Annotated in this window: 20 protein-coding genes; 7 read left to right on the forward strand and 13 right to left on the reverse strand. The window is 36.9% G+C overall.

From position 1 onward, the window contains the following. Positions 1-2 precede the first annotated feature (2 nt). The 5 genes from Q0983_RS21165 to Q0983_RS21185 form a co-directional block, all read right to left on the reverse strand. A complete protein-coding gene (locus Q0983_RS21165; protein WP_299557385.1) occupies positions 3-740 on the reverse strand; it encodes a GDSL-type esterase/lipase family protein in 738 nt (245 codons plus the stop codon). 138 nt (positions 741-878) lie between these two features. Continuing rightward, positions 879-2,054 carry a SusE domain-containing protein gene (locus Q0983_RS21170; RefSeq protein ID WP_299557388.1) on the reverse strand — a complete coding sequence of 392 codons (1,176 nt, stop codon included), beginning with the start codon at positions 2,052-2,054 and terminating at the stop codon, positions 879-881. 19 nt (positions 2,055-2,073) lie between these two features. Further along, positions 2,074-3,627: a RagB/SusD family nutrient uptake outer membrane protein gene (locus Q0983_RS21175; protein WP_299557391.1), complete on the reverse strand. Its 1,554-nt coding sequence runs from the start codon at positions 3,625-3,627 to the stop codon at positions 2,074-2,076. Positions 3,628-3,638: 11 nt separating this feature from the next. Next, entirely contained in the window at positions 3,639-6,884 is a 3,246-nt protein-coding gene (locus Q0983_RS21180) for a TonB-dependent receptor (protein WP_299557394.1), read from the reverse strand. 106 nt (positions 6,885-6,990) lie between these two features. Then, entirely contained in the window at positions 6,991-8,157 is a 1,167-nt protein-coding gene (locus Q0983_RS21185) for a FecR family protein (RefSeq protein ID WP_299557397.1), read from the reverse strand. A 131-nt stretch (positions 8,158-8,288) separates the two neighbouring features. Here Q0983_RS21185 and Q0983_RS21190 point away from each other — a divergent pair, with 131 nt between their 5' ends. Further along, positions 8,289-8,882, forward strand: a complete 594-nt coding sequence (locus Q0983_RS21190) for a sigma-70 family RNA polymerase sigma factor (RefSeq protein WP_299557400.1) — start codon at positions 8,289-8,291, stop codon at positions 8,880-8,882. Between the two features lie 159 nt (positions 8,883-9,041). Here Q0983_RS21190 and Q0983_RS21195 read toward each other — a convergent pair whose 3' ends face one another. Genes Q0983_RS21195 through Q0983_RS21205 form a run of 3 tightly spaced genes read right to left on the reverse strand, consistent with a single transcriptional unit; the run spans position 9,042 to position 12,883 of the window. After that, complete coding sequence (locus Q0983_RS21195) at positions 9,042-11,393, reverse strand: TonB-dependent receptor plug domain-containing protein (RefSeq protein WP_299557403.1); 2,352 nt, start codon at positions 11,391-11,393, stop codon at positions 9,042-9,044. A 4-nt stretch (positions 11,394-11,397) separates the two neighbouring features. Beyond that, positions 11,398-12,312 carry a FecR domain-containing protein gene (locus Q0983_RS21200; protein WP_299557405.1) on the reverse strand — a complete coding sequence of 305 codons (915 nt, stop codon included), beginning with the start codon at positions 12,310-12,312 and terminating at the stop codon, positions 11,398-11,400. A 49-nt stretch (positions 12,313-12,361) separates the two neighbouring features. Next, complete coding sequence (locus tag Q0983_RS21205; RefSeq protein ID WP_299557408.1) at positions 12,362-12,883, reverse strand: sigma-70 family RNA polymerase sigma factor; 522 nt, start codon at positions 12,881-12,883, stop codon at positions 12,362-12,364. A gap of 124 nt (positions 12,884-13,007) precedes the next feature. Between Q0983_RS21205 and Q0983_RS21210 the strand changes: the two genes are divergently transcribed. From Q0983_RS21210 to Q0983_RS21235, 6 genes are all read left to right on the forward strand, one after another. Then, positions 13,008-13,433 carry a thioredoxin family protein gene (locus Q0983_RS21210; RefSeq protein ID WP_299557411.1) on the forward strand — a complete coding sequence of 142 codons (426 nt, stop codon included), beginning with the start codon at positions 13,008-13,010 and terminating at the stop codon, positions 13,431-13,433. A 7-nt stretch (positions 13,434-13,440) separates the two neighbouring features. Beyond that, positions 13,441-14,517, forward strand: coding sequence for an FAD:protein FMN transferase (locus Q0983_RS21215; protein WP_299557499.1), 1,077 nt, complete (start codon positions 13,441-13,443; stop codon positions 14,515-14,517). Next, positions 14,423-14,638 (forward strand): DUF4266 domain-containing protein, encoded by a 216-nt coding sequence (locus tag Q0983_RS21220; protein WP_299557414.1) that lies wholly within the window; start codon positions 14,423-14,425, stop codon positions 14,636-14,638. Before Q0983_RS21215 ends, Q0983_RS21220 begins: the two co-directional genes overlap by 95 nt. A gap of 79 nt (positions 14,639-14,717) precedes the next feature. Next, the gene (locus Q0983_RS21225) at positions 14,718-16,193 is read left to right on the forward strand and encodes a DUF3570 domain-containing protein (protein WP_299557417.1); all 1,476 of its coding nucleotides are present in this window, start codon (positions 14,718-14,720) and stop codon (positions 16,191-16,193) included. 97 nt (positions 16,194-16,290) lie between these two features. Continuing rightward, a complete protein-coding gene (locus Q0983_RS21230; protein WP_299557420.1) occupies positions 16,291-18,138 on the forward strand; it encodes a hypothetical protein in 1,848 nt (615 codons plus the stop codon). Between the two features lie 709 nt (positions 18,139-18,847). Next, the gene (locus Q0983_RS21235) at positions 18,848-19,027 is read left to right on the forward strand and encodes a hypothetical protein (protein WP_299557423.1); all 180 of its coding nucleotides are present in this window, start codon (positions 18,848-18,850) and stop codon (positions 19,025-19,027) included. A 40-nt stretch (positions 19,028-19,067) separates the two neighbouring features. Here Q0983_RS21235 and Q0983_RS21240 read toward each other — a convergent pair whose 3' ends face one another. The 5 genes from Q0983_RS21240 to Q0983_RS21260 form a co-directional block, all read right to left on the reverse strand. Next, a complete protein-coding gene (locus Q0983_RS21240; RefSeq protein ID WP_299557426.1) occupies positions 19,068-19,838 on the reverse strand; it encodes a T9SS type A sorting domain-containing protein in 771 nt (256 codons plus the stop codon). An 82-nt stretch (positions 19,839-19,920) separates the two neighbouring features. After that, positions 19,921-21,228, reverse strand: a complete 1,308-nt coding sequence (gene fucP, locus Q0983_RS21245; RefSeq protein ID WP_299557428.1) for an L-fucose:H+ symporter permease — start codon at positions 21,226-21,228, stop codon at positions 19,921-19,923. A 118-nt stretch (positions 21,229-21,346) separates the two neighbouring features. Then, positions 21,347-22,993 carry a sodium:solute symporter gene (locus Q0983_RS21250; RefSeq protein ID WP_299557431.1) on the reverse strand — a complete coding sequence of 549 codons (1,647 nt, stop codon included), beginning with the start codon at positions 22,991-22,993 and terminating at the stop codon, positions 21,347-21,349. A 16-nt stretch (positions 22,994-23,009) separates the two neighbouring features. Beyond that, positions 23,010-24,536 (reverse strand): cellulase family glycosylhydrolase, encoded by a 1,527-nt coding sequence (locus Q0983_RS21255; RefSeq protein ID WP_299557434.1) that lies wholly within the window; start codon positions 24,534-24,536, stop codon positions 23,010-23,012. A 2-nt stretch (positions 24,537-24,538) separates the two neighbouring features. Continuing rightward, the gene (locus tag Q0983_RS21260; protein WP_299557436.1) at positions 24,539-25,555 is read right to left on the reverse strand and encodes a glycosidase; all 1,017 of its coding nucleotides are present in this window, start codon (positions 25,553-25,555) and stop codon (positions 24,539-24,541) included. Positions 25,556-25,558: the final 3 nt, after the last annotated feature.

Consider the following 25,558-nt stretch of genomic DNA (forward strand, 5'->3'; position numbering starts at 1 on the left):
TTTTAATTGAGTAAAAAATCTTTTACCTGATTTATCCAAAGCCTGTACCCATTTTCATTTAAATGTACGCCATCAGTAGATAATTCCATATCCATGGAATCATCATCCAAAGCAAAATAATTATGTAGGTCTATTAATTTGTAAGACTCTGTTGCCTCAGAATCTTTAAGCATTGTATTGGTTAATCGTATTTTGCTTTTAAGCTTTTCCGTTGTGGTAGGTAAAATAGTTTGAACATAAATTTCAGTTTCAGGACTTTCTTCATAAATTCTCCTCACTATGCTAATAATGTTATCATAAACTTTTTGTGATGACATATCCTCTCTAAACAAATCATTAATACCTATAAGTATAAAGAGTTGTGATGGCTTAAAGTAAATAAGTTCATCTAATCTGGCTAATACCCCATCTGTAGTGTCTCCTGCTATACCTCTATTTTTCACTTTTGAATTATTGAAACGGATACCCCAGTTTCCTCCCTGCTCGGTAATACTATTTCCTAAAAAAACAACATCATTATTTTCTAAAGGGTTTTCCTTAAATTCCTTTATTCTTATAGGGTAATGCCCTCTGGCCCATTCAGAATGTGTAGCTATCAATACAGTATCCGAAGGATATAAACTATTTAGGTCTTGTTGTTCTTTTTTAATTGATTCCGGTGATGTGCCACATCCAAAAATAAAATACAGGCAAACCAGGAGCACAACAGACTTATTAATTAAAAATATAGTTTTAAACATTCTAATATATTTTGATGATTATTGAGTCTTTGATTATTTGAAGCCGGTTTAAATAAAGACATCCATCCAACATCAATAATGGTATTGAATGGATTCTTTAAAACTCAACTAAAATATTAAGACTACTATTAAATACTATTATTGTGCTACCAGAACAATTGTTTTATCCAACTCATTTATCGTTATCTCAAAATCGCCTTCGTTACCAACAAATTTGAAGTGACCATCCCCATTGTCTTCCAATAAAGGATCTATTGTATAACCTAAATCTGAAAAGAAAGTATATCCATAAGCAGGATCCCAGACATCCTTTGCAATGTAAAATGAAAATGCTGACCCCCATTGCCCATAACCAAGAGCAACTATAGCTTGACGAATATAAGCTGATGTTTCTGGCATTCTGACATTATCATCAAATGTCCACCCGTTAACAGTGGTCCCGTCACCAACAATGTAATAGGAAATAGACGGTTCTACAACGATGGTTCTGTCCTTCTCATTAACGGTTAACTGATATACGCCTTCAGTTCCCACAAATTTAAAATGACCATCTCCGTTGTCTTCTAACAGAGGATCAATGTTGTAACCATTGTCAGCATAATGGGTATATCCATAAGATACTGACCAATCATCTTTCTCCGGATAAAATGAAAATGCCGAACCCCATTGCCCATAGCCCAGTGCCACCCTGGCAGTTCTTATTTTACTTTCTATTTCATCTAAGGTTACATTGTCGTCAAATGTCCAGCCATTCGCTGTAGTCCCATCACCCACTATGTAAAAAGGTTCTCCGGGAACAAATTCACTAGTCTCTTCAATCCAAAGCATATCAATTTTTTGAATATCAGAAAACATTTCAACTAAGTTTGGCGTACCTTCTCCAATTGCTGCGCGAACTCTAAAATATACTGAACCCGTATTATTTGGATCTCCATTGCTGTCAGTGGTTTCGGGATCTGAATCTAAACCGAGAACAAAAGCGAAATTTAAAAGTTGCCGAACTGTAACCGCTATGTTATTACCAGCGGTAGTACCTAACAGCTCATAGGATTCCAAAAGCGGATCTGTTGAAGCGTGTAACTCGTACATGACATTAGTTGGCACCCCAAAATCGGCTTTTGACCAAATGAAACGCTCTGCTATATTTTCTTCTGTGTCTTCAGATAATAAATACTGTGCGGCAAATGAAGTATTAAGAAAAGTAACGCTATCATTAGTTGGATCAACAATTTGAATTGGGTCAAACTCAGTATCACATGAGTTTAATGTAACCATCATTGTTACAGCTACTAAAAAGTTAAATATATTTTTCATGATTTGTTTTTTAATTAAATTAATAACCTGGGTTTTGGGTTAGGTTTGGGTTAGCCAACAGGTCCGGAGTTGGAATAGGGAATAAATTAAATTTTGGGTCCACGGCTGTTCCTCCAATTACCCCGCCTTTCCAGGCCCATAAATACGTGCCGGTTGTTAATCTGTCAAACCTGATTAAATCAGTTCTACGGTGCATTTCCCAGTACAACTCACGTGCTCTTTCATCAAGAATAAAATCTAATGTCAGTTCTGAAGAGTTAATATTACCAAGGGCACTTGACGGATCACTATCATAGGCACGACCTCTAATTCTGTTTATATAATTAAGTGCCTGGGATTGGTCACCTCCCTGTCCACCTCTTAATACGGCTTCAGCATAGATTAAGTATATTTCGGCCAATCTAAATACCGGAAAATCTATATCCGACAAATTTCCGAAGGTATTGTTTTGCGGCATTGGGTTACCTTCACGATCTACATTTCTGTACTTGAAGGCTGAAAACCCATCTGTGCTTTTCTTTATATTTTCAACCTCCAGTTGCTGACCGTCCGTGTAAAACTGAGCCCTTTTATCAATGGTAGTATCATAAGTAGGAAACAGGGCCGGAATTTGTTGGGTAAACCTAAACGCGCTCCAAGAACCGGACATACCGTTTATAGACTGCGGCACTCCCGCAGCACCTAAGGCTAAGAAGTTTGTTCCATACCAGGTTTGAAAACTACTGTCATAATTAATGGTCCAAATGAATTCCTGGCCATTTTGGCTATTGTCCCCAAGCATCAGCCAGGAATAATCTGAAATTAATGAGAACCCGGATGCAATTACTTTACTCGAATAGGTGATGGCTTCGGTATAATGAGGTTCTCCGGTATAAACCTCAGCATTCAAATACATTCTTGATAACAGAGCCCATGCTGCAGCTTTATCCGGTCTTCCTCGCTCATTAGTTCCGGGATCGAGTAATTTGCTTTCAATTTGAGTTAATTCAGATTCTATCCAATCGAAAAGATCCGCACGTTTGATTTGCTTCGGGCTGGAATTTCCTAAGTCTTCAACAGTTGGAAATGGTGGATTGCCATAGTGATCCATTAAAACCCAGAAACAGAATGCTCTTAGAAACTTAATTTCTGCCTGAAACACTTCAATTTCTTCTATCTCAGAACTTGAAAAGCCTCTTGCATTTAAATTATCTGCAGAAGACTCAATAATAAAGTTATTACTCTCTGTAACAATTTTTAATACATCGTTGTATAAGAAAGATAAGGCTGGAGTATCGGCGCTCCATGCTAGATCATGGTACAGTAAATTATTGTCGTCTCCCCAAGTACTTACCGCCATATCCGTGGTATATTCCTGCATTTCCCAGTTATACCTTAAAAAGGTTCCATATATTAAATTGGAGTATACAGAGGCTAAACTTTGCTTATAACCTTCCAGATCCGAATATTGTATTTCGTTTGTGATAATATTCGTAGGTGTCTTTTCCAGGTCATCTGTACACGAAAAGAAGCATACAGCAAGTATAACGAAAGCAAATAAACTGCCAGAAGTGATTTTGATTAAATTTTTCATTTTCAATTTTTTTAAAAGTTCAGATTAACACCTAAAGCATAAATTCTTGGCACCGGATACGAATTCTCATAGCCTCCCAAAGCCTCAGGATCACGACCTGTATATTTGGTTATGATAAACACATTCTGTACCGATAGGTTTACATTTAAATCTATACCCGAATTTTCCTGTAATTTCTTAAATGTGTATCCCATATTTATATTATCTAACTTCAGGAATGACGCATTTTGTAAATAATAGTCACTGAATGACTGAGTCCCATTTTGATTTTGAAACCCTGTATTAAAGTAGGACTCATGCAAGTTTTGAGATACCTGCCAGGTAGTAATTGCTATGGCATCATCCAAAGGTTTGTAAAAAATATGATGTCCGATATTAGCATGTGCTGCGGCCCCAAAGTTCCAGTTTTTGTAATTAACGGCTGTTGTAAATCCCAGAAGGTAATCCGGAATGGCCGATTTATCTGTTATGTACCTGTCATCTTCATTAATTATTCCGTCATTATTAAGGTCTACCATTTGACCTTCGATTGGATGGCCATTTTCATTATAGACTTGCCTGTATAAATAAAAAGTATTACGCTGATACCCGATAGTATTCACTAATGTTGCATCACTAAACAGGCCTACTTTGTCATCATCATTATCTGTCAACTTGGTAATCTTTCCATCGTTAAAAGTGAAATTCAGATTTAGTCGCCAATTAAAGTCTTCTTTTTGAATAGGAACGGCATTAAGAGCTAATTCAACGCCCTTATTCTCCATGTTACCTATATTTAGTAGCAATTCATTATCAAAATTAGCACCTAAAGGAATTACCGTTCTGTTTAAAAGGTCTTTTGTTTCCCTGTAGTATGCATCAATGCTACCCGACAATCTGTTGTTAAAAAACCCAAAGTCCAATCCAACATTATAAGATTCTGTTTGCTCCCATTTTAGATTCGGATTGAAAGCACTTGGAGTCACAGTGCTGAATCTATTATTGCCCAATATATATTGAAATGATGCTTCTCCCTGGTTATATCCCGGTATATATTCATAATTTCCAATACCATCTTGCTGACCTGTTACACCATAACTTAATCGAAGTTTTAAATCGGAAAATGTTTTGCTCTCAATAAGAAAATTTTCTTGATTTATTTTCCATGCCAGTGCAAATGCCGGGAACGTCCCCCATCTGTTATCTTTTGAAAACCTGGAAGACCCATCATGTCGCACAGAGGCTGTTAACAGGTATTTGTTGTTAAAACTATAATTTAATCTACCATAAAATGATATCAATGCGTTACTTGGCTCATCAAAAGGAAAAGCAGGAACACTATTAGGAAATACTTCCCCGTTAAAATTTGTTGTAGGGTAATTGTAATTTGTTCTTAAAAAGTCGTTATACGAATAGCCAACGGTTAGATCGAATTTGCTTTTCAGTGATTCTAACTCTTTACTATAAAACAGATAAGATTCAAGGAGTTTGTTTTCAACTTCATTGGACGGATTAGCATCAAAGACAGACCCGCCTGAAATAGCCGATGGGAAATAATTATCCGGGGCAACTTCTCTCCATTGTCCTCTTGCTAAATCTATTCCTGCATTAAGGTTTATGTGAAGATCCGGGAGAAAATGGAACTTATAATCTAATTGGAGATTACCAATGAATCTTTTGCTTTTATTCCTTCTGTCTAATTGTTCCAAAACACTAACCGGGTTGGGTATGGCCAGTGCCGGATTGGTAGCAAACTGAGTATATTGAAAGTAACCCCCATAGGTCTGGTCATCAACATATACAGGCTGCGTAGGGTCGAATGCCTGAGCTAAATAAAATATATCACTCGCCAGTTGCTGATCTTCTATGGATCCTTTTAAGTTTAAATTTACCTTCAAATGATTATCAAAAAATGAAGGACTTAGATTTAACAGGGCTGTTACTCTTTCATATTCGTCTGTTTTTACTATACCATCTTGCTTCAAATAACTTAAAGAGGCGCGATAGGGTATGTTTTTAACAGAGCCGCTAGCACTTAAATTCATTTCTGCTGCCAATGCTATTTGATAAATCTCTTCTTGCCAATTGGTATTTGCATCTCCAACCGGGGTAGAACTTCTACCTAAATCATCAACTACACTTCGGTACTCATCTCCGGTTAATACAGGTATTAATTCCATAACTTCAGACACCCTTGTATTAGAGGTCACATTGATATTAAAATCACCTAACCTCCCCTTTTTTGTAGTTATGATTATGACACCATTGGAAGCTCTTGACCCGTATATAGCTGAAGCAGACGCATCCTTTAGCACTGTAAAATTCTCAATATCATTTGGGTTTAACTGACTTAAAACACCGGGGCCGTTATTGCCTCCTTCCAATGGTATGCCATCAATTACTATTAGAGGGTCATTACTTGCATTTAGTGATGCCCCTCCTCTTATTAAAATATTACTACCGGCACCCGGGCGACCACTTTGAGGTGTAATTTGGATACCTGGTAATTGATTTGCAATGAGGCCTTCCGCATTTGTTACAGGCACATTATGAAATTTTTTCGAATCGATTGATGCTACGGATCCCGTTAAGTCTTTCTTTTTGGTTGTTCCATATCCAATAACGATCACTTCATCTAAATTTGCTGCATCTTCTTGTAGCTTTACGGATAAATTTGTTTGACCATTCAGCTCCAACTCGATGGTTTGAAAGCCTAAATATGAAATAACAAGCACAGCATTTACATTACTTACGCTTAATGAAAAATTACCGTCAAAATCTGTTTGGGTACCATTGGTGGTTCCTTTTTCAATGATATTAGCTCCCGGTAAAGGTTGATTGGCTTCATCTGTGACCAATCCGGTAATTTCAACGCTTTGTTCAACATCTGTTTGATTGACATTAAAGGAGGATGAATCTTTCTTAATAATAATAGTCTCATTACTTGAAACTTCAAATTTCCAATTGCTGGAATTGAGGCTTTGATCTAATAGTTTTGTCAATTCGATCTCCCCTTTTTTCAACTGAATTTTAGGGGTATTCTTAAACAAACTTCTGGGATAGATGAAACTATAATTTGTTTGTTTCTTAATTATTCTAAAAACCTGATTAACTGTTACCAATTGATCTTTATCGATAGTGACTTTTGTCTGAGAGAATGAACTTTCAGATGTAAGACTAAAGACGGTGGTACAAAATAGAATGATAAAAGTTCTCATAATAATCAACAGCAGCCGTTTTCGCAATCGGAAACCGTAATTAGTAAATTTAATTTTCATAAATTAGCTTCGTTTAGTTAGACATTTAATTGTTTAATTGAATCTGAAAGAGGGACGAAGTTGACGCACGACCAAATGTTTGACTTCGCTCTCTTTTTATTTTCATTTATTTAATGATCAGAATTTTGTCTTTAAATTCGTAGTCATTTATAATTCCAAAATCTTTAATTGCAGCTATTATTTTCTCGATATCCTGATCTTTTCTTAAAAGACCAATAAACTCTTCGTCTTCAACACGCTCATTTTCAAAAATAACCTCCATATCATACCACCTGGACAATACTTTCATTATATCTTTTAATGATGCATTTTCAAAACTAAAAATGCCATCTTTCCAGGAAATTTCATTATACACGTCTACCGTGGACACTTCAACTGTACCTGAATTGATATCTAGTTTTGATTGTTGATTTGGAATTAAATTTTGCTTTTTATTCTCAAAATTGATAGTTACATTACCCTCTACTAAAGTCGTATAAACATTAGTCTCATCTTTATAAGCTTTGATATTGAACTCCGTACCTAAGACTTCTACTTCTTGTGATTTATTTAATACGATAAACTTAGAACCATTATGCTCAACACTTGAAGTTACATCAAAATACGCTTCGCCATAAACCAATTCCACCTGACGTGTTTCTCCTTCAATGAAACTAACCGGATATTTCAATTGAGACTCTGAATTCAACCAAACCTTTGTTCCGTCTGACAGCACTATATAAAATTGTCCGCCTCTAGGAATGGTCAGGTAATTGTATACCAGTTCTTGAGTTTTCCTGTCTCCGGCTTCATAAACAATTTGCTCCCCATTACTGTTGGCATTTGAGGTTTGAAAGGAAGCACCTTTTTCTAAAGACACTTGCTCGCCATTTGCTAAAGTTAAGGTGGCCTTGTCTGTGCCCGGCTCTATGATACTTGTATTTACAATGACCGGTTCAACAATATCAGTTGTCCCTTCTCCTTTATTTAGAAATACTGTAAGCGCAACAATTAGCAGTACAGATGCTGCCGCAACATACCTATAAATTGGTTGTTTCTTGATCCTGTAGATAAACGATTTCTCCTTTCTTATAGCTGTCAATAATCGTTCTACGGCAACATCCGTTTCAGGATCATTCATACTATAGTTAATAGCGAAATGGGCCTTTACATAGTCCTTAAATAAGGCTTTATTGGAATCCTTTTCAATCCATTCTGAAAGTGTATCCAAATCGGACACTGATGCCGAATTGGTTAAGTATTTAACTATTATTTTTTCAATCTTTGGAGTCATTTGTTCTGAACATTCATTTTACTTATAGCAAAGCAGAATTAAAAAACCCTTGCTTTTTTAATAAGTTTTTTTAGTTTTTATTAAATTTTTAATGACTTTTACGTAAAATTTGATTGATTTTAATTGCTATTATGTCTTCAAAATTTGAAAATTCAACGATATTAATTTCCAGCCTAAAACAAGGTGATGAAGAAGCTTACAGGTATTTGGTAAAAACCTATCACAAGCTGCTTTTTAACTATGCCATTAGCTTAACTAATGACAGAGCGATGGCGCAGGATGTGATACAAGAGGTCTTTATGAATATTTGGAGAGATAGAAAGAAGCTACATGAATCGTATAATCTAAAGAATTACATCTACAAAATAACGTATAACAAATTCATTAATCAATATCATAAAAACAGAGCGATTTCTTCTATTGAACGGGCTTATATGGAAGCACTGAATGAGTCTGTAGATGATAATAATGCCGAATTATTAGAACGAAAGATTGCTCTGGTTACCGAAGGCATTGCCAACTTACCAAAAAAATGTAAAGAAACTTTTCTGCTGAGTAAAAAAGAAGGCCTCACTAATATTGAAATTGCCGAGTACCAGAATATTTCTATTAAAACGGTGGAGGGACATCTAACGAAAGCCTATAGCCTGCTTAGAGAACGTGTTGGTGAGCAACTGAAGCATATGTTGTTTTTATTATTTAAAAAGGGAGCTTCTAAACTATAACATTATGCCCGTGTTATTGATTAAACTGCAGATTTATTTCTTCAACACTTTCCAAAAACCACTTATTTATTATCCCAAATGCCAGGCTCCAATAGAAAACATTTAGATAAATCGATTAGCGTTCGCACCGAATGTCAAGTATGATTTCCTTGAGACCAATTAAAAAAACAACCTAAACGACACATTTGGCGTGAAACCCAGGGAATACCGCTGTATAACCTGTTTAAGCTCTAAGCCGGCATCTTCTTCTTCAGTTCTGTAGATAATGGAAATAGGTTTTATGCGGTTATAAAGATTCAACACCGAGAATCCTAATTGCCCTTTGCTGTTTTTCTTTTTATCAAACTTGAAATTGTAAATAGCTGACGCATCCAATCGGTGATAATCCTCCAGGCGGGCACTATTAATATCTCCAAAAGCAACTACTGAGTTCGTAGGATCAAAGTTTGCAATGGGTGTAAAAGGTTCCCCGGTCCTGTATTGCCAGCCCAGAGACAGTTGAAAATTATTTAGTTTTAGCGTGTTGGAAAGCCTAAAACTATGGGTAATATCGTTGTTACCGGGGAAAGCTCCGGCCTGAATGCCGGAAAAATTGAAATCAATGTCATTATAAGTGTATCCTAACCAAATACGATAATTATCGATACGCTTTTTAATCAAGACCTCCATCCCTTTTATGGTACTTTTCCCTTCCTCCAGTTCTAATTGAGGTGTGCTAAAACCATTGGTAAATGTTGTCAGTCCCGATAGTTCTTTTAGGTAAGCATCAAAATCAATGGTCCAGCCCTTTCCATGAAATAAAAATCCTCCTGACATTTGGTTACTTTGTAAAAGTGGATAAGTGTCACTGTCTGACAACCTCCATAAATTATTTTCCAATCGCAGTTCCGTTTGATTAAACTCTACCAATTGCGAAATAGGCTGATTTCTTCTTTCAAAACTACTTTTGATACGTAATTGATCACTAATGGGATACTCTATATTTAGGCGTGGTTCCAAAAACAAATCCCCAACACTCCCATAATGAACGGTACGTAACCCGGTACTTATTAAGGCCGAATTTTTGGCCGTATAGGTATATTCTCCAAATACGGCATTTTTGAAGTTTTTAGCTTTATTAATAAAGCTTTCATTTTCTTCAGGTGTTAAAGGCTCTGTCTTGATTAAGTCCACGGACACATTACTGTTAGACATTTGGTACCCAAACTTAAAGGATTGTTTTTCATTAATAATACGATGCGACGTCAGGTTCAGGCCAAAATCGGAAATAGTGTTCTCCCTTATATTCGTTTCTTCCAACAGCGTACCAAAATGCTCTTCGTTTAAATAGAATGACCTGTACTTCGAAAAATAAGCCGTGATCTCCTCATGCCTGGCATCAGAACTTTTATGTTGCCATTTTAAACTAAGGCCATTATTCCTGGTGACCAGGTCATCTGTTTTGGTTTCCCCATCACCGGTAAAAGAGAAATCCAATGTGTTTCGTGTAAACAGACTACTTAAGATAAGTTTGTCTTTTGCTGTAATATCATATATGATCTTGGCATTCAGGTCATAAAAAGAGAAGGTATTTGTACTGGTGTCAACGGTGTAATCATCATCATTTTCAACGGACAGGATACGACCGTTGATATCTTTTACTATCCCACTATTTCTGAATATTTTTTTTGCATAGCCATCATAAGTCGGGGTCTTTAAAGCGTCCGTATAAGAACGCCTGGCAAACACATAGACCGCCAGATTGTCGGATACCGGGGTTTTCACATAGGCATCTGCGCTCAAACCATCCATTCCAAATCCACTGATGGTTTTTTCAGGAACCTGTTCTCCGGTTGAAATATCGATGATCCCGGAAATGCGATCTCCGTAAAAAGCACTGGTTCCCGCCTTAAAAAGTGTGACCTTTTCTGTGGCATAGGGATTAAATGCTGAAAACATACCATATAAATAACCGGAGTTAAATAGTTTAATACCGTCGAATAAAATTAAATTTTGATCAGGCGACCCGCCACGAATCTGGATACCCGAAGCCGACTCATCCAGGCTGCTTATACCAGGCACCAGCTGAATGCTCTGTAACAGATCCGGTACTACCAAACCAGGTAAAATACCAAGTGAATTGCTCGTGACATCAATAGAGCCGTCCTTATTTCTGTCAATACCTGAAGTCACATAACCGGAAATAATAACCTCTTCCAAAATTTGGTTACTAAGTGTTGGTTGTTTGCCGGTAATTATGATTTGCGATTTTGAAACTTTTTGAAAGCTAAGGCCGGTTTGGGCTTCCAGTATGGTTAATAACTCATCTAATGCTATTGGGGTATCTGTAGTCAGGGTTATTACTTTTTCGTTCACTATATCATTGGCAAACGAAAACAGGATCTTATGTTTTTCCCGGATCTCAGCAATAACTGAAGTAAGCGGGGTATTGCTATAGGTATAATGTTGTTTTTCCTGAGCCTTCAATGTCAACGAAGTACAAAGGATAAAACAGACAAATATGTATTTCATTTTTCTATTCAGATAAAACAATAACATGGTTATTGGCGGTCATTTGGTATCCTATTCCCATAGGAACCAAGGTGGTGTGTAACGCGTTCTTCAAGTCATCATGGACAAAGCTCCCCGTGAATAGACGGTTGGTATTGATAGTGCTTCTGTCAAATGTGATTGGGTAAATATAACTTAATTCATCCAATATCACAGAAATAGGCTTATCAATAAAAGTTGAAATGCCGGTTTTCCAGCTTGGTGCATCCTCATTAAATGTATCTTCTTTTATCACACCATTCTCCATATGCAATTGCATGCCTTTGGTAAGTGTATACATTTGAGAGGTATTTAAATCGGAAAATTGAACGGTACCTCCATAACATTTTATTTCAAAATCTGATCGGTCCCTGATATTAAACTCAGTACCCAGAACGTTTACAGCTCCCTTAGATGTATTTACAATAAAACCGGTTCCCTCTTTAATTGTAAAATACCCCTCGCCTTTAAGTGTTACCATTTTATCATGCATCCAAAAGAAACGCTTTAATGATATACTTGAGTTGGCATTCAGGTTAATAACAGAGCCATCCTGAAGTGTAATATTTTGTTTTTCACCTATACCGGTCACATAGGTCTGATCAGAATTTAAAATGACGGCAAGGCTTATTAAAAGAATAGCAGCGGCGGCTACCGAATACCATATACGAATGACCTTTGATCTTTTGGGTTTAGGCAGGGTTTCAATTTTTAATTTAACCTGCTTCAGAGCCGCTTCCACATCTATTTCAGGGCCCTCTAATTTTTGCGATTCCTCGTTAATAAGACGAAACTGTTTGTAAGCGTCGGTTTTCTCAAAAGCAGTACGCTCCGCTTCGGAAAGCGTTCCCGCCATCCAACGTGCTAAAAAAGTATCGTCTGAATTGTAATGTTCCGTCATTTACATACCGTCTTATAAATTAGACATTTAAAGCATTGAAAACCCTATTTTATATTTTAATTTCTTTTCCCAGCATATTTCTTAATTCAAGCAAAGCCTTGCTCATCCTTCGTTCTACGGCTTTTACTGTTAACCCGGTGATTTCAGCAATTTCATTATAGGTCTTTTTTTCAATTCTGCTTAATAGAAATACTTCGCGCTCTTTAACGGACAAACTGTTTATTGCGGCCTTTAGTTTTTCTCTAAATTCGTCTACTTCAATTAAAAAGTCGGGGCTTTCGTAATTGGTATAATCAGTAACCGTTTGCTGGTGCTTTAATACCACTTTTTGATGCTTTACTTCATTATAAAATAAATTATTACAGGCCGTATAAATATAAGATTTGGCCTTCGAAAATGTAATGGAGGCACAAAGCCTCCACAAACTTACAAACGCATTTTGTACAATATCTTCTGCCTGTTGTAAATCACCGCATTTGTAATAGATATACCTTGTAACCGGTTCATAGAACTTACGAAACAGCAGGTTGTAATTGGTTTCCTCGCAAATAGAAGGTTCTTTTTTAGGCATTTTTTAAGCTAAGTAAGAGGTCAAAAATAGACAAAGTATAAAAATAAACGTAAAAAAAATAGGGTGTATTGTTTTTGGATTGTCATAAAACTAACAGTTGAACACAAACCCAACAATACTACTTATGAAAAAAACAATGTTCTTATTATTATTTGCAGCCTCTTTTGGTTTTTCCCAGGAATGGCATACAAACCTGGAAAAAGCTAAAACGGCTGCTAAAGAAAAACATCAACACATCATTTTAGTCTTTTCAGGGTCTGACTGGTGCGCACCCTGTATGAAATTAGAGCACGAAGTATTACATACAAAACGGTTTCAGGATTATTCAAAAGCACATTATACCTTGCTAAAAGCAGATTTTCCCAGGAGAAAGAAAAATGCCTTGCCAGAGGCACAACAAACACATAACAATAGTTTAGCAGAACAATACAATAAGCAAGGTTACTTCCCATTGGTGGTTGTCTTAGATGAAGATGGTACGGCTTTAGGAGAAACAGGCTATGTTAAATCGACTCCCCAGGACTTCATAGATCTGTTAAACGCTTTTTGATATCATGATGAAGCAGTTTGTTATATATGGCATTCTTTTAAGTTGTTTTGGGATTTACTCACAAGAAACCTATAAGCGAACTCTGAAGTTAATGGGGAGTCGATTTGATATTACCGTAGTGGCGGCGAATGAAGATCAGGCCCATAAGTATATTGATTTGGCCGTGGCTGAAATTTCAAGAATTGAAACTTTGATCTCATCCTGGGATCCTGATTCTCAAACCTCTTTGATCAATAAAAATGCTGGTATTCGGCCTGTGAAGGTAGATAAAGAGCTTTTTGAGCTTATACAGCGGTCTAAACATATTTCCAGGCTTACCGATGGCGCTTTTGACATAAGCTATGCTTCCATGGATAACATCTGGAGGTTTGATGGCAGTATGACCAAAATGCCCACTGAAGATGTCATAAAAGCATCGGTAGACAAAGTGGGTTATGAACGTATTATACTGGACGAAAAAGAACAAACCGTGTTCTTAAAACTAAAGGGTATGAAAATTGGTTTTGGTGCCATAGGAAAAGGCTATGCCGCCGATAAGGCCAAAAGGCTCTTAAAAGAAACAGGTGTTCCGGCCGGGATCATTAATGCCTCCGGAGATCTGAATACCTGGGGGAGACAAATTAATGGAGATGACTGGAGCGTGGCTATAAAAAACCCACTGAATAAAAATAAAGTATACGCTCTACTACCCGTTTACGAAAAAGCGGTGGTGACCTCCGGTAATTATGAGAAACGGGTCTCGTTTAACGGAAAGACCTATTCACATATTATTGATCCGAGAACAGGATACCCAAGCACGGGTCTGGTAAGTGTTAGTGTTTTTACTAACAGCGCCGAATTAGCCGATGCCCTGGCTACATCCATTTTTGTGATGGGTAAAGCCGTGGGGCTGGATTTTATAAATCAGTTGGAAGGCATAGAATGCATTTTAGTGGATGACCATGGTAAAGTACACTACTCTAAAGGAATTGATCATAAACATATAGAAAATGAAAAAGTTAATAACAGGTCTGTTAGTAATAACAAGTTTGAATTTGACCTCATGCCTGGCCGTAAAAGAATACGAAAAAGTAAATCTAAATGATCCGGATATGAAATTATCATCCATGTCTGTAGAGCGGTTTGAAACCAACTTTCAGGTTTATCGGGAAGCGGCTTCGGGTGCTAATGGAGGAAAAACCGGTGGAGGTTGCGGTTGCAATTAAGCGAAGTTAAACAAGAGGGCTGAACATAGCAAATGGGGACCTTGTTTAAAATCAAAACTAAAAGAATTTGATAAACTATATGAAATATATTATAGGCGGTATGGTATTGTCGATTACAACTGGTGTATTCGGGCAGCAAAGTCCTCCCGTTAATACCTATAAAAAACGCGTTTTAGAAGCTACGGAAGTTGATTTTTTAATGAGTTATTATCGTCAGGACGGAGATCATGCCTCGGTTACCGGCGGTGTGGGAAACGAGGAGCTTACCGATATCACACCCACATTTGTTGTCGCCATTCCTTTAAATGCAGATGATGTTTTAACCATAGATGCCGGAATTTCAACCTATACCTCGGCATCATCAAGTAATTTGGATCCTTTTGATGCCAGTGGGGCTTCCAACGGAAATGGATACGATGATGATGACGACGATGATAAAAATGTAAATTATAAAAATACCATGCCCGGTAATGTTACCGGAAGCCCCTGGGTAGCCTCTTCGGGGGCCTCGAGCCAGGATACCTGGGGGAGTGTCAATGCCAGTTATAGCCATAGTTCTGATGATAGAAATTCTATCTTAGGGGCCAACGTGGCATTTGCTACGGAGTATGATTATACCTCGTTTGGTTTTGGAGGTAGCTTTACCAGGCTATTCAATCAGAAAAATACAGAGCTATCCTTAAAAGCACAGGTTTATCTGGATTCCTGGGCTCCCGCATACCCAACCGAGTTAGACTCCTATTTGGAATCCGGACAAAATCTCAATAACGGTTTCTTTAACGGTATAGACATTTTAGATCAGAACGGTGCCATCATTGATAAAAATGGGTCACAAGTATGGACACCATTAAATTCAACACTCATTGAAGACAGGTCCAGAAACTCCTATACCCTGTCCTTAAGCTTTTCACAAATATTGAGTAAAAAGGCACAGTTCTCGGTATTCTTTGATCTGGTACAACAAGAGGGCTGGTTGGCTAATCCGATGCAACGGGTGTATTTTTCAGACAGGAATAATTATTATATTGGTAATGCGGCCAGTATTGCCAATTATACATCTCCTAATAACACGGATGTATTCCATTTGGCCGATGATATTGAACGCCTGCCAAATTCACGATTTAAAATTCCAATAGGCGCACGTTTCAACTATTATATTAATGAGAACGTATCATTAAGAACGTATTATCGTTATTATTTTGACGATTGGGGCATTAATTCACATACGGCCAGTATTGAATTACCGATAAAGCTGGGTGCTGGTAAATTTACATTTTATCCAACTTTCCGGTATTACACGCAAACGGCTGCTGACTATTTTGCCCCTTATGAAACCCATGTATCTACTTCGGAATTCTATACGTCAGATTACGATTTGGCTGAATTTAATAGTAATCAGTTTGGGCTGGGCTTACGATACACTGATATTTTCACACGCTTTAAACTCTTTAGCTTAGGGCTTAAATCGTTTGATTTAAAATATAGTTCCTATAACCGAAGTGATGGCCTGAATGCCGGTATCATTTCGGCAGGGTTTAAGTTTGTACTGGACTAAAACATGTTTTGTATACTTTTTTGTATACTTTGTTTTGATTATTTGTATGAATATAAACACACATTTAAGGTAATTTTGAAAATTAAAATAGCTATTAATGCCGCGGTCATTAGTTTATACCTTTATAATAATCATTTGCTCAGGTCTCACCTATGCGCAGTCTAAAAGTGATTCACTTCTGTTGCGACTAGAATCGGCCTCAGATAAAAACGACTACTATCACATTCTGGACACCTTGTCAAAAGAGATGGTAAGAAGTAACCATCCCCAACAAATAACATATCTAAAGGAATTTGTTGAATTGGCTCTGAAGAAAGAAGCTTTTGATGCCGCAGCAAGCAGATCCCGGTTTATTATACAATGGTATATCTATAGGGGTGAAAACAAAAAGGCTTTTGCTCTTATAGATAGTATGCTGGCCTATAAGCCAAAATTTACCAAGCCTAATTCTGAAGCCCATCTCCTATTAAAACGCGGTGGGGTCTATTTTGCCGAGTTTGATTATGTTTCAGCCATTAAGGATTATAAAGCTTCCATCCCTTTGTTTCTTAAATCGAAGGATTCCATTTATATGGCCGACGCTTATTTTTTTACAGGACAAGCGGCCTTAAATGCCAATCGTTTTGTAGACGCCGTATTGAATTATGAAAAGGCATACGAGCTTTACAGTATATTAAATGATTTTTCATACACGGTTCATGTAGGTGCGAATCTGGTTGAACTATATTACAGAAATGGGCTGGAAGAGGAAGCTACAAAAAAAAGAGAGGGGCTCATTGCACTCTGTGTGGAGCGGGAATCGTTTGGTTTATTGGTGACATTATACAATAATTATGCAGTTTACCTGCTAAGGCATAAACAATACCCTGAAAGTTATAAGGCCTTAGAGCTTTCCAGGGAAGCAAAGGAGCACTCTGGGGATGATATCAATGAACATTATGGCAAGATTAATGACCTGATTGAACTGGAGAGTCTATATTGCCTGTATTACCTCAGGCAAAATAATTTGGAAGTCGCAAAACAGTATTTGGATAAGGCCGTATTGTTAGAAAGCCAATTAGGCAATAAAAATGCAAAAATGTATTTGAGCTATTTCAAAGCCTTATATTATAAGAAAGTAGGCGATTTTGATAAGGCCCTGGAGATAGCGATGGCCTATAAAAATCAGGTAACCAATAATAGGTTTAGCTATAATTCCATTGAAATAGAAAAACTTTTAGGGGAGCTCTACAGGTCTTTTAATGACTTTAAAAAAGCCGATGAACAAATGCAGCTTTATACGCGGCTTAAAGATTCAATATACAACGTGTCTGCTGCCAACTTACTAGCGTATCATCAAGCGCGTTTTGATACCAGGCAAAAAGAAAAAACCATGCAAGAGTTAAAGAATGATAATGTAGTTATCAGTGAGAGAAATAAATTACTCTGGATACTATTCTTTTCACTTACCGGTCTTGCCATAGCGGTAATATTGTACATTAAATTAAAAAACAAGCGTATATGTAAGAAATTAAACAGTATTATTAATCAAAATCAAAATATGTTTACGTTTCAGTTATTTAAAAAAGCTGAAGAACAAAAAGTACTGTCCGAAGAATTGCAAAAACTAAAGAACTCCTTAGATAAAAATGCAGTGGATAATGAAATCAAACACATGGAAAACCTACTGTCATCAAAAATTTTAACCCATAGTGATTGGGAGTGCTTTAAACACAGGTTTACATTGGCCTACCCCCATTTTTTCATCAAGTTGAAATCTAAAAATTATCATTTCACAAATTCTGAAGAACGCTTGCTTGCCTTAGAGCATTTAAAACTTAGTAATGAAGAAATAGCTAATATGCTGGGGATTTCTGTGCGCAGTGTTATTACCAGCCGGTATCGCTTGCGCAAGAAGATCGCTGTTCCCAAAAAACTTTCCGTATTGGAGTATTTAGATGTTTAGAAGTGGTTTTGTACACTTTTTTGTATACCCTTTTTAAAAGTGTTTTACCTGAATTACCAGTACTTTTATTTAAGATAAAGATATTCACGGAACTTATATGGTCTTTTTGAAAAAGCAAAAAGCACACCTTATTACCTGATTTAATAGTAAAACTGATAATAAATATTAATGGGTTAAGCGGTTAGCTATCAGTTTTTAGTAAAAGGCTACCTGATTTTTAACGGGTAGCTTTTTTTTATTAAATCTCAAAGAAAACGACTTCAAGTTCTTATATATAGAACTGTTTAAAAGTGTGTTCTGTTGTTGGATGTTTTTCGGTTAATCTTCAACTCATATGGTTCCTGCTTGACACTTTATATATAAGTTGACTGCTTAACAACCGGGATTAATTCAAAAGTGCTAAGATTGTTAATTCCAAAAATCTCCCGAAATATTCCGGGAGATTTTTTATTAAAGGTTTCGGGAATTAAACAGCCCAATACATGAAGGCTGCATAATAAAAAGCCCGTTTTAATGCCATAGGCTTATGTATACTCTTTTGTATACCAACGCTTTGTTAAAATTCGTACAAATACTAATACCTTAGATCGCATATTTGCCTTAATAATGAGCCATAATATGTCCTGAATAGATGCCGTGAAACAGGTTTACTCATATAATTTTATTATACCAATAATATAACACAAGACCTGAAATTAAATTGACTATAATGAAATCCTTCGAACCCATTACCGCCATTATTATAGCCTGTATGCTCTACGTTTTGTTTGAAATGCATTTCAAGGGCTTTAAAACTCGAAAGAAAAAAAAGAACAACTATTACATTAAATATTTAAAAGGGTATTACCAGGCTTATAGAAAGTCGGCGGGGAAACCCAAAGTTTTTTGAGAGGCAATCACTTTATACGATACAAGGTTAGGCATAATACTTATCTTTTAAGTACTTTAAAAGTTCTAAAGTTATTGTCTGTACTAACTTTCACAAAATAAATCCCTTTATTTAATACGCTTAAGTCAAGTTCATAATCCATACTATTGACATTTACACTTATTACGGTCTTCCCTAAAACATTAGTTACCCTAACTTGTTCTATACCTGAACTATGACGGATTTTCAACATATCTCTCACAGGGTTAGGATAAACCAAAAATTCACTTGAATCCAAAGCATCATTTTTTGTAGATAATGTAGATGACGACCACGTTACATCATCAAAGTAATAGACATGGCTTCCCGAACCAACATACGGGTCAAAAAAGAAAACTACTTTCTGCAGCGATTTTGTATTTGCAGCTTCATCACTATAATCAAAAGAAAACTCTTGCCATTGCCCAACCTGACTTGCTGCACTACCCCTTGTGGCACTCTGAGTATTACCAGCATTTTCGAGCTTGGAAAGCAGCTCAATAGATCGCGTTGGACTATAAAGTTTTATCTTTAATATGTTATTAACAGATAAATCTATGGGAGCACCAAAGTCTATTACTAAAGCGTCCCATTGGTTAGAAGCATCATCTGTATAAGCTCCAATATTAGCACTTGTATTGATTCCTCCGCTAAAAGCATTTGAAGTGCTACTATAAACACCTGAAACAGTCTGTACCGGTGTACATTCAAAGTTCATCATTACGGGCGCTACACAATCTTGTGAAAAAGTTGTGGTTGAGATCAATCCGATAATTAGTAATAATTTTTTCATAATTAAATTTTTAAACAGTTATACGTAACGATTAAGCAAAATTTGAGGATATATTTTGTATTGCCCTAAAAGCCATGAACCATTAATTCAACAGACGCTTACGCGCTTTATTCCCGTACCACCCTATATAAACAAAGCATAGTAATGGCAGTACATATGAAATGTTTACTTCAGGCACACCAATTATTGAAGTATCCGCAACACCTTTACCACCAATATCTATCATCATGGCCTGTAATTTTGGCATTAAAGCACCACCAACAATAGCCATTATAAGTCCTGCAGATCCCACCTTGGATTGTTCTTCAGTTAAATCACCCAACGCCATACCGTAAATAGTTGGAAACATTAAAGACATGCAAAAAGATATACCTACCAAACTATATAAGCCTAACATGCCATGAATTAGAATGGCTCCTGTAGTAAAACCAATTCCCAAAAGCGCGAAATACAACAACAACCTTCCGGAACTAATAAATCGTAACATATAGGTGCCAACCGCACGTCCTAAAGTAAAAATTACGAAAGCCGCCATTTGGTAATAACCTGCAGATACACTATCCATACCAATGGCTTCGGCATATTGATAAATGTATGTCCAACACATTATTAAACAACCGGTATGACATATTTGAGCTAAAACACCAAAAACATAGGTTTTGTTTTTACCCAAAGCAGCGAAGGTAGCTCCAATTTTTGGCATGGTTCCCTCATCTTTAGATTGTGGCATTTTGCTGACTATAAACAGTACAAAAACAGCCAAAATAACAATGCCTAAAATCACATAAGGATTTCGAATTATCATTAGATCTGATGTCTTTACTAACAGCTTCGATGTTTCATCTAAGGCACTAAAATTTTCAATATCATCTGATTGTAAGTTTTTCAAAACGAATTGTTGCGCTACCAACAAGCCTACTATAAGCCCCACAGGGTTAAATGCCTGAGCTAAGTTTAATCGCTGGGTGGCTGTCTTCTTTGCTCCCATAGCCAGTATGTATGGATTTGCTGCAGTTTCTAAAAAGGCCAGTCCAAATGTTAAAATATACAAGCCCAAACAAAAGAACCAAAAGAGCTCTGTAGTAGCTGCCGGATAAAAAAGTAAAGCTCCAATACCATATAATGCCAATCCAATTAAAATACCGGTCTTATAAGAATACTTGCGCATAAACATGGCTGCCGGCAAAGCCATACAAAAATACCCCCCGTAAAAGGCTGTTTGCACCCACGCCGCTTGCGAGTTAGACAACTCCAATACTTTCTTAAATGCCTGAACCATAGGATCTGTAACAGCATTAGCAAAACCCCATAAAGCAAATAGCGAGGTTACTAAAATAAATGGCAGCACAAACGATTTTGGAACGACCTGTAAGTCTTTATTTTTTTTCATTTTCTTTTAAGAAGAAGAACCAGATAAGTAGTATTTTAATCCGGCCCTTCTTGTGAAACCAGTTCATACCATTGATAATCAACTATTTGAACCTTTCTTAAACAACTAAAACTATTTTTTAATAATACAAGGCATACATAACAACACAGCTCAGTACCAATAATAGTGAAAGCACTCTAAAGTTTTTATACCACACAACACCCTTTAGTGCCTGGGTCTCTTCGCTCCATAGCGCTGTGGTCCATGAATTCTCCTTGACTTTATTTATATCGGGAAGCTTTGTCAGATAACTGATAATAATATTAACAAGCATACTTAAGATCATAATTATAGGTGCCATGATCAGAAAATGTATACCAGGGTTAAATGCAAGGCCATATTTTGCAATCATCATTCCTGCAGCCATGACTAATCCGGACATTAATCCGGCAAAAGCTCCCTGTGAATTAGATCGTTTCCAGAATAATCCTAAAAAGAAAGTTCCAACTATAGGGGGTGCCAGATAAGATACTATCTCTTGATAATAGGAAACCAAAGAATCAAATTTTGCAATGAATGGTGCCCAAACAACGGCAACAACTAACATTATAGCAGCTGTAACCCGTCCTACCCGAACTAACTTTTTACTATCTGCTTTTGGATTTACCTTCGAATAAAAATCCATGGTGAATAATGTAGAAACCGAACTAAGTGTGGCACTCAATGTAGAGGTTAGAGCCGATACCATGGCCGCCAAAATAATCCCTATAAGCCCCACAGGTAAGAGTCGGGTAATTAATCGTGGATAGACTTCATCTGTATTAATACCATAATGTTCTTTTAATTCTAACCCTGCAATCATTTCCGAAGGTAGATTATCTACTCCAAATAAGTCTATGCCCCTACCTATTAACCCCGGAATTATAAAAATAAATAGTGTTAAAAGGTATAAGAATCCTACTAAAAGGACCCCTTTACGTCCGTGGTCTATTGATTTAGCGGAAAGCACGCGTTGCACCATAACCTGATTATTCCCCCAGAAGTAAAACCCCAATATGGGAATACCCACAATCATACCAAGCCATGGCACAGTGGGATCATCCAGAGGTCTGGTAAGTTTTAACCAAACACCTTCGCTAAATCGATTGTGAAATTCTGTCCAACCTCCTATTTCATTAAAGGCATATATGGATAATATACAGGACCCCACTATCAATATAATGGCCTGAATCATGTCTGCATTGATGGCTGAAGACAACCCTCCTATAATGGTATAACTTCCTGCGACCAGAGCCATAATTACAATTATGGTAAATAAATCGGCTGCCGGAAAAATAAGCTTCACAATTAAGGCTCCTGTATATAGGGTGGCCGCTGCATCCAGAAAAACATTTCCGATAATAGTGATAAACGAAAAATAGGTTCTTGATTTTCTATCAAACCGTCGTTCTAAAAACTCCGGTATGGTATATATTTTTGATTTGATATAGAATGGAAGAAAAAACATTCCAAAAAATACCATAACCAAAATAGACACAATATTGTAGTTAAAAACGGCAATACCACTAATAAACCCTTCGCCTGAGTGCCCCATCAAAGTAGAACTGGACACACTGGCAGCAAATAACGACAATCCTACAATGGGCCATTTCATATCACGGCCAGCCAAAAAATAAGAGTCTGAATCCTTACTCTTACCATGCTTTAAGGCCCACCAAATAATAAGCGCAAAATAGGCTAGCAGAATTATAATATCGGTAATACTAATGTTTACATTGTTTAACATGTATTCTTCAGTTTTATTAAAGGTTAACTGACGTAAATAAAATGAAACTATTGGCTGGCACCTCAATCCTTTCCGGTAATGCAATTGCTTCTTTAACGGGAACAGGGAAACCATCGGCATCTACAAGTCGCATCTCATTTGTATAAACATATTTTTTAAACTTTAACTCACTACTTAATCCATCCATAGAATAGGCTATTTCCTGATCATTTGAGGCGTTATTTATAATGGCAATGGAAACAGCATCTTTTCCGGTTAAACCGGAAACTACACGTAAACCGTCCACATTTGTTTCATCTGTTTTTATAATTTTTGTCCCCTCAGGAAAATATCTACTCATAAGAGCCCAGGGATAAAACCAGGGACGAATATTTTCGTCGTCCGGGTTATTACAGATTTCCGTACCCAAAATATTCCACATACCCCATCGTTTCAGTTTAGATTTTTCTCCCGTATCACCAACAGTGTGCATGGCATCATCCAAGTCCCAAACAATGATACCGTCTATACCTACATTTAAACTTTGAATCAGAGCATCGGCCACATCAATGCCATAAAAGAAATCGTAAACAAACATATTGGAATCGTTTTCACCAGCGTAAGGATCTGCTTTACCGAGCGCTTTGTTTTTTTCTCCTAATGCGCCTTTATATTTTAAACCCAACTCTCCTAAAATAAAGGGCTTTCCAAAAGGTTCCGTAGCTTTAACCATAGGCCGGTATAACTTTGAGAACTCACCGGACTTGACAATGTCTCCCGATGGATATGAATGGACATCGTAACATGTTAATACATCCTGAAGTTGGTTAACGGACTCGTATAACCATGTTTCTCCATTCAAGTATTTTGATTTTGGGTTTTCATAACCTTGCACTGTGTCTGGTCCCGCCACTTGAATATGTTGCCAAAGCCCATTTTCTTTTAAAGACGTTGTAAGCATCTCAACACCTTTTTTCCACTGATCCCAATCACCATCAGTCGAAGCCCAGTAGCCGTCAGGTTCATTAACAAGGTTATAATATTTAAGGCATGTGTATTTTTTATCTATAATTAAATGCTTTAAATATTTTGTAATCATATCAATCCACCGTGGGTCATCGGCTCTGTGTATATTCCCTGCTACACCCCACATCCCGGGGGCGCCCCATTCTCCAAATACAACGGTAATATTATTAGCCTCGCAGTAATCTAAAATCTTATAAAGTGATTGTACCTCTTGTGTATTAAAGTCCGTAGTTAAAGTACCATCTTCTGCAACACCGGTAAAATACCTCCAACTGGCCTGATCCATTACCCGAATAATATTGGGTCTCATATAATCAAGTCGTTTATAGACCTTATTCCATTTTTCCTGAGTCATTAAATGTCCCCATTCAGCATCATCGGAATCGGCATGCGGATAGGCCGACCATTGTACGCCTGCTCCAATGATGCTTTCCGAAATAACCGTATCGCTGTAACTTGAAATAGCAATTGGTTTTTTAGTATTACATCCTAAAGCAAGAAACATAAGAAGTAATATGGATAGTATTCTATTATTCATTTTTATGATTGTTGTTTCAAAAATTCTAAAAGCTCAGATACTGAACATGTAGCCAAACCGACATATTTGTCTGCCCCTCCGTAGTAAACGTACAACGTATCATCTACAATAACATTTCCAGTAGGAAATACACAGCCCTTGTAATAACCTTCAATTTCATAATCGTGTTCCGGCTCCATAATCCAGTCTTTTGCTCTGGCTATCACTTTTGTTGGGTCTTCAAGATCTAATAATGCCACGCCTACACGATAATATCCTAATCCTCCTTTTTCTACACCATGATATATAATTAACCAACCGTCTTTAGTTTTTAGAGGTGGGGTACTCCCTCCTATTTTTTCTTCCCAGGAATTTTCTCTTCCGGATAACAATAATTGACTGCCTCCATTCCAAACCATCATATCTTCTGAAAAATTAATCCAAATTGAAGGATACTTGCAGCCATATTTTTCACCTATCCATTCTTTAGGACGATGAAGCATTACAAACTTGCCGTTTATCTTTTCAGGGAAAAGGATAACATCCCGATCATCTAAATTACTTTGGGTGATTCTGCCAAGCCTTCTCCATGTTTTAAAATCCTTAGTAACTGCCAAACCTGAATTTGCTATGTTCTTTCTATATACCGCCGGCGAATACTCTCCTGCATCCGGCAAAACAATTTCATCATGACCAAACTTCCAGTATTGTCCCGGAGGACTTGGTCTGTAGGCATAGGTCACGAAGAATTCATCCCCAAATTTCACAATTCTGGGATCTTCAACCCCACCCATATCCGGTCCATTGGTACTTGGTCCAAAAACAGGTTCATCTAACTCGCGTTTAAAATTAACGCCATCTGTACTTGTAGCCAAACCAAAACGAATATAATGCTCTTTGTCATCACCGGCTGCCCTATACACCATATAAAACTTTCCATCTTCATACCAAGCACCTGGATTACATACCACAATATTTTCCCATTGATTCTCTGGATTTGGTTTTAAAACAGGGTTCATTGTATGTTTAATTAACTTCATTGT

The sequence above is a fragment of the Seonamhaeicola sp. genome, assembly GCF_028281565.1.
Classification (GTDB): Bacteria; Bacteroidota; Bacteroidia; order Flavobacteriales; family Flavobacteriaceae; genus Seonamhaeicola.